The sequence below is a fragment of the uncultured Rothia sp. genome, assembly GCF_963555405.1.
In the GTDB taxonomy this organism is placed as follows: Bacteria; Actinomycetota; Actinomycetes; order Actinomycetales; family Micrococcaceae; genus Rothia.
Genome location: NZ_CAUVVO010000013.1, coordinates 35,474 through 47,354, shown reverse-complemented (window position 1 = coordinate 47,354; position 11,881 = coordinate 35,474). Strand labels below are relative to the sequence as shown.

Genomic DNA, 11,881 nt, shown 5'->3' with positions numbered 1-11,881 from the left:
AGGAGCGCCAACCCAAACTCAATAATGATTAGCGCAATAGCACACGCGAAGAGTACCCCACGCGGCACATTGAACTTCTGCCAGAGCCTATACAGCTGGCTGGGAACCCCCCAAATAATGACTGCCCGATAGGCAAGCGATAACGCGGGGTTACCCCACTGAATAATCATCAGGGCAAGAGCAAAACCCACGCCGAGCACATCCAGGGCACGCAGGTGCTTTCGCGATTGCTCCTTCTGCTTCTGATAGCTGGGGTTGTTTAGCAACCTTGGTGGTGCTTTTTTCAGCTGACCCACAATGACCAAAACCGCCAGCGGAATCAGAGAAATATCGAAGAACATGGGAACCGCCCTTCATGTTGGGGTTCGCTCGCTACGCCGGTGACGAGCTGATGGCGCACCATCATTGGTGAAAAGTTCTCAAAAATAAGTAGTGTGCAACACGTGCATAACGTATTGTGGGTTACTTTACAGCATGCATAGACCCTATTCAAGAGGTAAACACTCTCTCCCCCCCCCGAAAAATTTTGAAAAAATTTTTAAAAAATAAGGGCGCCCGGAACCTTACGTTCCCGGCGCCCACACCCCAGCTACTCATACCTCAGCGGGGTTCAATTTAGAGGCGGAAGAAGCCTTCCACCGCGCGCGTCATGTACGCCATGTCGTCCACATGGCACATCTCGCGCATCGAATGCATCGACAGCAGACCAATGCCCACATCCACAGTGCGCATACCCAGGCGAGTCGCCGTAATCGGGCCAATCGTCGAACCACACGGCATATTGTTATTCGACACGAACTCCTGATACGGCACGCCAGCCTTCGCACACGCCGCAGCAAACACGCCAGCACCCACCGAATCCGTCGCATAACGCTGGTTTGCGTTAATCTTCAGCAACGGACCACCACCGGGCAGCGGCTGCACGGTCGGGTCGTGGTGACCCTGATAGTTCGGGTGCACCAGGTGACCGGCGTCAGCCGACAGGCAGAACGACGCCGCCACCGAACGGCGGTACTCCTCTGTGCTCTCACCGCGCGCAGCGGACAGGCGCACCAAAATATCCTCCAGGAACGGGCCCGCCGCACCACTACGCGACTCCGAACCAAGCTCCTCATGGTCAAACGCCGCAAGCATCACAGTCTCGGTAGCGTGCTCATCCGCGTTATCGGCAACGTAACGCTCCAGGGCGGTCAAACCAGCGTGCACCGAGGATAGATTATCCAGGCGACCGGAAGCGAACAGCTCCTGATCGGCACCAAAACGGCGCGGCGGCTGCGAATCAGCAAACAGCAGGTCGTAACCCACAATGCTCTGCGGGTCGACCGGCTCGCCGTCAATCACGTGCTTCGCCATGTAGCCGAGCACATCATTCTCCGCCGGGTCCACACCCCACACGGGGTACATGTTGAACTGCTTGTCCAGCACCAGTTCGTTACGCTTGTGGTCCAGGTGCGGCGCCAACTGCGGGATGCGCGCAATCGGGCCGGTGCGCACCAGGCGGTCCTTCAACTCCCCGCCCTCAAGGACGGTGAGGCGACCCGCCACGCACAGCTCGCGGTCCAGGAAGGAGTTCAGCAGTGCACCACCGTAATTCTCCACGGCAATCTGGTGCCAGCCCTTGGTGGTGATGGAGGAGGAGGGCTTGACCTTCAGGGAGGGCGAGTCGGTGTGCGCACCCAGCACGCGGTAGCCGCTTGCCTTCTGCGCCTTCGCGCCACCAGCCCAGGCGATAATCGCGCCGTCACGAGCGACGAAGTGGCGGCCGGTTGCGATCTGCGGGTCCCATGCTTCGGTCTCTACAAGCTCGGTGAAGCCCGCTGCTTGCAGGCGGCGCGCTACCGTGCGCGCGGCGAGGTAAGAGACCGGCGACTCCGCCACGAATGCGGCGAGGTCTTCAATATTTTTTACAGCATCAACAGTCATGGTTTAACCCTACCTTTTCTTGGGTGTTGACGGGGTGACCGGGGCTGGTAGTCCACGCGGCGTGGAGTAATAGCCCTGGTGAGGCTCGAATGGAGCGGGGCGGGCGGGCTGGGGTAGCTGGGTTAGAGCAACCTACCAAATGGCCTATTTATCAACCTTGAGCGGTTGTGTTTCACGTGAAACCTCGCCGCGGCGAGCGCGCGCGTTGAAGATCAGGCAGGCGAGCACCACGTACACGCCTTCCAGAGCGATACCCTGCAGTGCATCCACGGGGGTCACACCCTCGGAGGCGAACGGATCCAGACCAGCCACCATGGACAGCAGCATCAGAATCACGTTATTTGCCACGTGCAGGCTGATGGAGGCTTCCAGACCGCCGGTGTACCAACAGAGGAAACCCGCGTAAATACCCATCGCGAGAATCGTGCTCTGACCCCAGGGGTCGTAAGCGTGGGAGAGCATGAACAGCACGGCGGGCAGCACAATCGGTAGCCAGGGGGTGCGGAGCCAGCGGCCCAGCATCTGCATCATGAAGCCGCGGTAGGCGAGCTCTTCGGCGTAGCACTGCACGGGTACCAGGAGCAGCATCATCGCCACATAAACCCAAAATTCAACCTGTGGAGGTTGAAAATAGCGGTATTCGGGCAGGCTCTCACCGCTCAATGCCAGCATCACAGCGTAGTAGATGCCGTAGACAGCGAAGCTCAAACCCAGGTACGGAAGCAGTAGCGAGCGGCGCAGACGGCCCGCCACCGAATGGATCAGACCCCAGGGCTTCGGGCCCACGACCAGGCGCGCCAGAAAGAGCGAAGGCACAATGGCAATGAGGGAGAGGAAGGTCAGAGCGAAGAGCGCCGGGTGTTCCATAATGACGGCGCGGTTCGTAGCGACGTCCTGGAGGGAAAGTCCCGAACCCATAATCGTCATAGCCAAGGCAACTGAAATGATTAGGTTAAGGCCAATAAATACGGCGACGCCGAGCAGTCCTTCCAGCAGGGGTGAGAACCAGCGGGATTTCGGGTCGGCGTGAGAGAGACGGTGGTAGGCAAGACCGGCAGGCACAGTAGCAGTCGCGGGGGTTCCGGGTGCTACCTGCGGGGGCGCGGGGGGCGGTGTCGTGTTCATTCTTTAATCCTATCCTTCGCGGGCTCGATGGTGACCGGGCATACTGAAACCTTCAAGTGCTGATTGATACGGATTGTTTCAAAACCATTGAAAAAGCCGTGAATAAGGCTGAAAACCCACCATTCACGGGGTTCATTTTCTGAACCTATGCCATAATTTGTAGCGACAATACGCTCATATACATAGTCGCTGATGACCGCTCTTCCGGGGTGTTTTTTCAGCACCAGAAAGGCTGCTTTCTTATGGCACTCGTCTTCAATCCGCCGCCCAACTGGCCCGCTCCTCCTGCCGGATGGGCCCCCACTCCTACGTGGCGCCCCGACCCCGCGTGGGGTCCCGTTCCTGAAGGTTGGCAGCTGTGGGTCGAAGAGCCCGAGCCCGAACCCATTCAGGTTGAAGAGGCTACTATTGAGCCGCTGGTTCCCGAGGAGCCCGCTGCTGAGGCGGCTCCGGCTGAGCAGGTTGCTGAGCCCGTAGTTGCCGAGCCTGCTGTTGAGACTGAGCAGCCCGCCGAGGCTGCGGCGCCACTAACCGTTGAGAACGTTGACCTGGAGCAGCTCGCCGCTGAGCTCGAAGGTGAGCAGATCGTCGAGGTTCCGGAGGTTGCAGCTCCCCAGGCTGAGGCATCCCACGTTGAGGCACAGCAGGTAGAGGCACCCCAGGCTGAGGCGCCCGCGGTTGAGCCCGTTCAGGAGTCCGCTGAGGAGTCTGAGCCGAAGCCGATGCGTCATCTGACTCAGGTTCCGCTGACCGGCACCGCTCTGCCCGAGCAGGTTCTTGCGTCCCAGCCTTCCGCGGTTGAAGAGACTGTAGTTGCTGAGCCCGCACTGTCCGAGCCCGCTGTTTCCGAACCTGCCGCTTCTGAGCCGGTCGTTTCCGAACCTGTTGCAGAGCCGGTTGTTGAGCCCGTCGCAGAGGTTGCCCCCGAGGCACCCGTTGCATCCGAGCCGGCAGTCGAGCCGGTCGTTGAGGCTCCCGCGGCTGAGGCACCTGTTGCTGAGGCTCCCGCCTCCACCGAAGAGACTGCCCACACTATCGAGAGCTCCCCGCTCGTTGAGTTCCACACCCCCGAGACCGAGCGCACCATCAACCTGTCCGAGCGCACCGTGAACCTCTCGGAACAGCCCGGCCAGAACGTACAGCCCGGTCAGAACGTGCAGGGCGACCAGAACGCACAGTTCATCCCGGCGGGTCAGGCACCGAACGGCTTCCAGCCGAACTCGGCTGAAGGTTTCCAGGGCCAGAACTTCCAGGGTGGCAACTACCAGGACCAGGGTTTCCAGGGTCAGAACGCTCAGGGCGGTCAGTACCAGGGCAGCCCCTACCAGGGTCAGCCGTACAACGCTCAGCAGCCCTACCAGGGTCAGGTTTCCGATCAGGACCAGGCAACCGTGGCGCTCAGCAACCCCTACATGACCGAGCCCGGCAACCAGGGCAACGGCGAGGACGGCTCTGAGAAGAAGGGTCTGTTCTCCGGCACCAAGATTTGGGGTGTTATCGGCGGTGCGTTGGCTCTGCTGATTGTCATCATCCTGGCGATTGTCATGCTGATTCCGCGCGGTAACTCGAACCCCGCCTCCGATTCTGCGGCGGCATCGAGCGCGGCGGCTACTTCCGCTGAGGCGTCCTCCGCGGCAGCTTCCTCTGAGGCTTCTTCCGCAGCTCCCGCATCCGAAAGCGCGGCGGCAGGTACTTCCGCTTCTTCCGCAGCACCCATCGCTGCTGCTGAAGCGAAGATGCCCGAGGGCGAGTTCAAGGAATACAAGAAGACCGTCGCCGACAACAAGGACACCATCGACATTGAGAAGATCAAGGGCGATGTGTCCGCAGGCCTGATCTACTACGAGTTCAAGCCCGCAGAGGGTGTGGTCAACGCCTTCATCACCAGCCGTGACGACAAGGGCAACCTCACCTCGGGTGTGAGCGTTCTCGACTCCAGCCGCGACGGCAAGGAGATCAAGGGCACCGCGTGGATTGACGCGAGCAGCCACTCCACCCCCACCCGCAAGCTGGATCTGACCGGTAAGGGCGAGTGGACCATCCGCGTCTACGATGCAGACTCCGCACCCCACTACAAGAAGGGGGAGAAGTTCCAGAGCACCATGAACTACTACGCTTTCACCTACGAAGGCACCGAGGCAACCATGGAGTTCCAGACCAGCGGCCCGACCACCCGCGGCTTCACCGTTCTGAACGCGACCAAGAACGACCCGTTCTTCTCCTCGACCATCCCGACCGTGAAGAGCAACATACAGTGGGTTCAGAGCAACAAGAGCTACCTGCAGGTTCGTACCGACTCCAACATCACCTGGAGCATCGGCACTAACTAACAGCTTGGCTGACTAGGTCAGCAGGTTGTGCATAAAGTTATCCCCCGCATCCGTGATGGGTGCGGGGGATACTTTTATGCCCGGTGAGGCCTGTGCACCTGCTGGAGGCGCCCGCCGCCTTAACGGGAGTACTTCGCCTCCGCCAGCTCGTCACCTGCGGCGCGTGCCGCACGCTCCACCAGCTGACGATTCGCCAGGTACACGAAGAACGTGACGAGGATGAACAGGTACATCAGCTGGTACGGCATGGTGCCCGCCATCAGGCCCAGGGAGCCTTCCGGCACCAGCAGAATCTGATCTGAGCTGAAGTGCGGGGAGAGCGCCAGCACGATCCAGAACGGTGAAATGTACATGCCCACCAGCGCCGCGGTCGCCAGAATAACAGCCAGCGTGAAGACGAAGGAGCTGACCCGCTGGTACATGAGCGGGAAGATTTCCATGACCACGGCGGCGAGCATCAGCGGGTACCAGGTGTTGTGGTGCGACCAGCTAATCGGCGAAATCTGCAGCATCATGAACGCGGTCAGCGCCAGCTGCGCCATGAGCGCGCGGGCACGAATCAGCGGAACCAGCAGAACCGCCGTGACCAGCACAATCAGCAGGGTCAACGCCACCTGCACCACCGACAGGGCGGTCGCCGTCAGGTGGTGTTGCAGGCCCGCGTGGGTCAGCGTGCCCATAATCGACACATTATCGAAGTAGCTGAACCAGCCCACACGCGAAGTGTCACGCACCGCGTGGAACCAGAACGTGAACGACTCCTCACGAATCACCAGGAAGCCGATACCCACGGTCGCGGCGAAGCTCGCGCCCAGGGTCGCGATGCCCCTCCAGTCCTTACGCATGAGCAGTAGCAGACCGAACGCGAGCGGGGTCAGCTTAATACCCGCCGCGATACCCAGCAGCACACCGCGCGGAACGCGGGTTGCCGGGCGTATAAAATCGGCAAGAATCAGCATCAGAATAATGGCGTTAATCTGCCCGAAATGCGTGGTCAAACGCCACGGGCCGCACATCCAAATCAGCGCCGCAATCAGCGACACCATACCCCAATGACCCACGTGCTTCTGCATCGGCAGACGCCACGAGCGGCTACGCGCGTAAGAGTACAGCAGGTACGCGCACCAGTAGCAGAGCGCGCAAATAATGGCGGTAATCAGTAGCATGCTCTGCGGTTCGGTGAGGAACGCGAGCGGGTAGAAGAGTAGCGCCGCAAAGGGCGGGTAGGTGAACGGCAGGCCGCGCGTGCGGAAGCCGTACAGCTGGTAGCCGTCCGGGCCGTCCGCGAGGGAGACAGCACCCAGGCGGTACACGTAAATATCGTCAGCCGCCGCGTGGGTCACGTAGTCGAAGGCGTAGAGGGCAACCAGGATGAACAGCAGGTGCGCCCAGAGAGCGCCGCTACGCAGACCGGGGATGCGGTCAAAGAAGCCGGGACGCGCAGGCTTTGCGGGCTCTATAGCGGTTTCTTCGGCGGCGGCTTCCTTTGCCGCTTTTTCCGCGGTGGCTACAGAGGACGCGGCGGACTCCACAACGGGCTCAGTGCTCTCAACAGCCGGTTCCGTAACCGCCGCAGATTCAGCAACGGAAGCCGAAGCCCACGGAATCCTGGGAGCAGCCGCCTCGGTATTCTCAGCGGTCTTCTCTGCGCTCTTCGCGGTGTTCTTATCAGTATTCACAGGGGTCTTTTCTAGTTCCTTCTCGCGGCTCACGCGGTTGCCTCACGAGATGCAGTAGCACGCACAGACTCGGCGCTCTCGGTCACCAGGGCGCGAGCGCCCCACCAGCCCAGCGGCGCATCGCTACGCACGGAGCCGTACTGCACGGGCTCAACCTTCGCGCCACGCACCGGCGCGCTCAGAGCGGCAATAGACCAGAGCGTCATCGTCACCCACAGGCAGAACGCCGGAATAGCCGAAACCGCCAACGCGCCCGGAGCCAACTGTTCCAAACCATCGGTACTACCGTGGAACCAGGACGCAATCTTAATCGGTGAAATGTACAGACCCAGCACCGCAACCACCGCGAACACGGTCGCCGGAACACGCAGCCACGCAGGCTGAACCGCAAAATAGGTCGGGAACGCATCCATAATGAACACGAACGCCAGCAGGGGCAGCAGCACGTTGTGGTGCGACCAGCTAATCGGCGACAGCGCCACCATTAGGGAGGCGGTCACCGCCACCTGCGCCAGCGCGGCACCGCGGCGTTCCAGCTGGTACAGCAACGCGGCGGTCAGCACGATCGTGACCAGCGCCAGGGCGTAGTAGACGGGCTTCGCGGCGCTCTCAGAGAGGCCGAAATGCAGCAGCCAGCCCTGAATCGAGACGTTATCCACAAAGTTCAGGCCGCCCACACGCGAGGGGTTCGTCAGCGCGGAGAACCAGAATTCCGGCGCGTCCTTGGGCATCAGAATGAAGCCCAACGCAATGGTGCCGAAGAACGTCGCACCCAGGGTCGCAATGCCCTTCCAATCGCGGCGAACCAGCAGAATCAGACCGAACACGAGCGGGGTCAGCTTCACGCCGCCCGCAATACCAATCAGCACGCCACGCGGCACACGGGTTGCCGGGCGCACAAAATCGGCAAGAATCAGCGCCGTAATGAACGGGTTAATCTGAATCAGATCCAGGGTGCGCTGCCACGGGCCCGCCGAAACCACCAGAATAGTCAGCACCGCAATCGTGCCGGCACGACCAAAATACTGCTGCAGGGGCAGTTCGCGGCCGCGCGCATTCACGTAGTTGTAAATGATCGTGGAAAGCCACCACGCCACCACAGCCGAACCGACCACCATAATGACCTTGCCGACTTCCAGGGGCAGGAACGCGAACGGCAAGAACAGCATCGCCGCAAACGGCGGGTACGTAAACGGCGGCTTGATGACGCCGTGATCGTTCAGAGTCGGGGAGTACAGGTCCTGGGTGAAGCCCTCGTTATCGAAAATGGTCATCGCGCCCAGGCGGTAGATGGAGAAATCCATACCGGCGAAGGGGTTTGTGAGCATTTTGACGACGTATCCACCGCCAATGATGAGGATGAGTGCCGCAATGGCGATTTTTCCCCACACGGGGGTAGTGGAGTCAGTCCTTGTCACGAGGTGCTTGTCCTTACCTTGGTGCCGGCGGATGCGCGCTTAGGGTGGGCGGGCATCTGATTTTGGAATCCTAATAGTTTATCGCGCGCACCTGTGAAGGGTGCATCGGGGAGAAGAATCCTAAGGGCAGATTTACAGGGGCAGATTCACAGGGGCAGATTCGCTCGGGTGCGCAAGCAGAACTATCACGCTACAAGCCGCCTTCATATGCACGTAATGTCTTCAAAATTGGTACTAACCGGGCAATATAATGGGCTTATTGGCACCCGCCCCAACGCAGGGGCTGACGGTGCCCAGCACACCGACGTCCACGAACAACCAGCAGTGAAAGCAGTGATCACGTGAGTGAACATCTCGGCACCCCACCCGAAGGCGAGAACACGAGCGGCAAGCCCGCAGGCGCGAACGTCTCCGGAGGCGGCTCCTCCGGCCTGAGCATTGGCATGCGTCCCGCTGAGGCACCCGGCGCGAACCTCACCCCCGAAGAGATTGCACGCCGTGCATCCGGTCGCGGTACGTGGCACCGCCGCGCCTCCAAGCCGGTCTCCCACTGGATGTTCACCCTCATCGCCGTGCTTCTGCTGCATAAGTTCATCCCGAATAGCGGCTGGCTGATGGTGCACATCGTCACCCTCGGCCTGATTACGAACTCGATTCTGATTTGGTCGCAGCACTTCACCGAAGCGCTCATGAAGATCAAAATCCCGGACGAGCACCGCGGCACCCAGGTGCGCCGCATCTTCATCCTGAACGCCGGTATTCTCGTGCTCATAATCGGCATGATCGGTCAGCTGAGCGTACCCGGGCTGTACGCCGCCACGGTGGTGGGTGCCCTCATCGTCGGTTCGATGGTCGCCTGGCACGCCCTGTACCTACTGAAGCAGGTGCGTCAGGCCCTGCCCTCGCGCTTTGGTGTGACGATTCGCTTCTACATTACTGCGGCGCTCATGCTGCCCCTCGGCGCGACGTTTGGCGCAATGATTGCCTACCCGAACCTGAAGGGCACCCTGCACGCCCAGTTCCTGCTCGCGCACGAGGTCGTGAACGTACTCGGCTTCGTTGGCATTACCGTGGTGGGTACGTTGGTGACTTTCTGGCCGACCATGCTGCGCACGAAGATGGTTGATAAGGCGCTCACTCACAGCCTGCGCGCCCTGTACCTGATGTGCGGCGGTCTGGCATTGTCCCTTGTCGGCTCCATGTTCGGGATGCGTCCGCTCGCCGCCGCAGGCCTGGTCGTCTACCTGCTCGGCCTGCTCATTGTCGCCTGGGTGATGGTGCGTACCCTGCGCACCAAGCGCCCGACCGAGTACCCGCCGATGAGCGTCGGCATGGGCTTCCTCTGGCTGATTGTTGGCGTGACGACCACCGCCTACATGGTGGCAACCACCCCGTTCGCCGTCATGGATGTTCGCGCGGTCACCCCCATCTTCGTGGTGGGTTTCCTGCTGCAGGTGCTGCTGGGTGCAATGAGCTACCTGCTGCCTCAGCTGATGGGTGGCGGCCCGGCGGTGGTGCGCGCCTCCAACAAGGAGTTCAGCCGTTTCGCGGCGGCACGCGTGACCGCAGTGAACCTGGCGCTCGTTATTTTCATGATGCCCGGCTCCGTGGTGGGTCAGTCTATTAAGATTGCCGTCGCTATCGTGGGTGCGTTGGCGCTCATGGCGTTCATTCCGCTCATGGTGCGCGGCGTGAAGGCGTCCGTGAACACTCGCAAGGAAATGATGGCGGCACGCGCCCGCGGCGAGAAGCCCGTTTTCACCCAGGAGGCGCTCACCCCCGAACCCGTCCCGCACGCCAAGCAGAGCTTCCAGGCGGCGTTGGCGGTGGCTATGGCGTTCCTGCTGGGCTTTGCGGTGAACCCGTCCGCGCTGAACCTGCCGTCGGTTTCTTCGTCGGGTTCCGTGGCGGCGACCGGCCAGACCACCACCGTGCAGGTGAAGGCGACCAGCAACTACCGCTTCACTCCCGCAGAGGTGGAGGTTCCCGCCGGTAACCGCCTGGTCGTCGAGGTCACCAACGACGACCAGGGCATGACCCACGACCTGACCTTCGACAACGGCGCGACCACCGGCACCATCAACCCCGGCGAAACGAAGACCGTTGACGCCGGTATCATTACCGCCGACCAGGAAGGCTACTGCTCCGTGGCGGGTCACCGCGCCCTCGGCATGGTGTTCAAGGTGAAGGCGACCGGCGCCTCCGCAAACCAGGTGGCGCAGGGCGGCCACAACCACGGTTCTGCGGGCGGCCACAACCATGCTGCGTCGGGTAACACCCCGACCCTCATGACCGTTGCGAACAGCAAGATTGACATGTCTGCAGCGCCCGGCAGCGGCTACAAGTACCGCGACCCGAACATCCCGGCACCGAACACCGCCGAGCAAGTGAACGGCAAGACCGTCCGCAAGGTCACCCTGGACGTGCAGGAGGTCGACCGCGAGGTAGCGCCCGGCGTGACCGTTCACATGTGGACGTTCAACGGGCAGAACATGGCACCGATTCTGCGCGGCAAGGTCGGCGACATTTTTGAAATTACACTCGTCAACAACGGCACGATGGGCCACTCGCTCGACTTCCACGCGGGCATGGTCTCCCCCGATAACACGATGAAGACCATCGCCCCCGGTGAGCGTCTCGTCTACCGTTTCGAGGCGAAGGCCGCCGGCATCTGGCTGTACCACTGCGGTACCGCCCCGCTGAGCCTGCACATGACCCAGGGCATGTACGGCGCGGTCATTATCGACCCTGCCGACCTTGACCCGGTCGATCACGAGTACGTGATGGTTCAGGGCGAGGCGTACCTGCACGACACCGGCAAGACCGCCTCCGACGGCAACAAGCTGGCGGAGAACTCGCCGGAGCTGATCGCGGCGGGCACCCCCACGCTGACCATGTTCAACGGCCACGCAACCCAGTACAAGGCGAAGCCGCTGCAGGTGAAGAAGGGCGAGCGTATCCGTGTTTGGGTGATGGCTGCTGGCCCGAACCACGGCACGAGCTTCCACGTGGTCGGTTCGCAATTCGACACGGTCTACAAGGAGGGCGGCTACCTGATGCGCCGCGGCGCGGATGCGTTCGGCAGCCGCGACGGCCACAGCCAGGCGCTGGATCTGGCGCCCGCCCAGGGCGGCTTCGTGGAGATGCAGTTCCTGGAGTCCGGCACGTACACGTTCGTGAACCACTCCTTCTCGGAGATGGAGCGCGGCGCCGCCGGCAAGATTGTGGTGACCGACCGCTAGGCAACCCCGTGAGCCGAGCCCTCGCGGCAGCGGGATTCGTGAGGCCCCGCCGGGTGCATCCTCGGATGCGCGCGGCGGGGCCCTCTGCTACCCGGGGGGCCTTTCCGGGCGGTTTCTTCCCTTCTCGCAGGCGGGCGGGCAGGCCGTTTGCCTGGATTGGGGCG

7 protein-coding genes are annotated in these 11,881 nt (G+C 61.7%); 2 read left to right on the top strand and 5 right to left on the bottom strand.

Annotated elements, in window-relative coordinates; all coding sequences use genetic code 11:
• From RWL87_RS08130 to RWL87_RS08120, 3 genes are all read right to left on the bottom strand, one after another.
• The coding region (locus tag RWL87_RS08130; RefSeq protein ID WP_313969538.1) for a hypothetical protein at positions 1-341 on the bottom strand (341 nt) is incomplete at its 3' end.
• Positions 342-615: 274 nt separating this feature from the next.
• Complete coding sequence (locus RWL87_RS08125) at positions 616-1,923, bottom strand: M18 family aminopeptidase (RefSeq protein ID WP_313969537.1); 1,308 nt, start codon at positions 1,921-1,923, stop codon at positions 616-618.
• Positions 1,924-2,067: 144 nt separating this feature from the next.
• Positions 2,068-3,048: a type II CAAX endopeptidase family protein gene (locus RWL87_RS08120; RefSeq protein WP_313969536.1), complete on the bottom strand. Its 981-nt coding sequence runs from the start codon at positions 3,046-3,048 to the stop codon at positions 2,068-2,070.
• Between the two features lie 242 nt (positions 3,049-3,290).
• Between RWL87_RS08120 and RWL87_RS08115 the strand changes: the two genes are divergently transcribed.
• A complete protein-coding gene (locus tag RWL87_RS08115; protein ID WP_313969535.1) occupies positions 3,291-5,378 on the top strand; it encodes a hypothetical protein in 2,088 nt (695 codons plus the stop codon).
• Positions 5,379-5,497: 119 nt separating this feature from the next.
• Here RWL87_RS08115 and RWL87_RS08110 read toward each other — a convergent pair whose 3' ends face one another.
• Positions 5,498-7,090, bottom strand: a complete 1,593-nt coding sequence (locus RWL87_RS08110) for a glycosyltransferase 87 family protein (RefSeq protein WP_313969534.1) — start codon at positions 7,088-7,090, stop codon at positions 5,498-5,500.
• Entirely contained in the window at positions 7,087-8,475 is a 1,389-nt protein-coding gene (locus tag RWL87_RS08105) for a glycosyltransferase family 87 protein (protein WP_313969533.1), read from the bottom strand. Before RWL87_RS08105 ends, RWL87_RS08110 begins: the two co-directional genes overlap by 4 nt.
• A 341-nt stretch (positions 8,476-8,816) precedes the next feature.
• On the opposite strand from RWL87_RS08105, the gene RWL87_RS08100 reads away from it, so the two are divergent.
• The gene (locus RWL87_RS08100) at positions 8,817-11,717 is read left to right on the top strand and encodes a multicopper oxidase domain-containing protein (RefSeq protein ID WP_313969532.1); all 2,901 of its coding nucleotides are present in this window, start codon (positions 8,817-8,819) and stop codon (positions 11,715-11,717) included.
• The last annotated feature ends 164 nt before the right edge of the window (positions 11,718-11,881 follow it).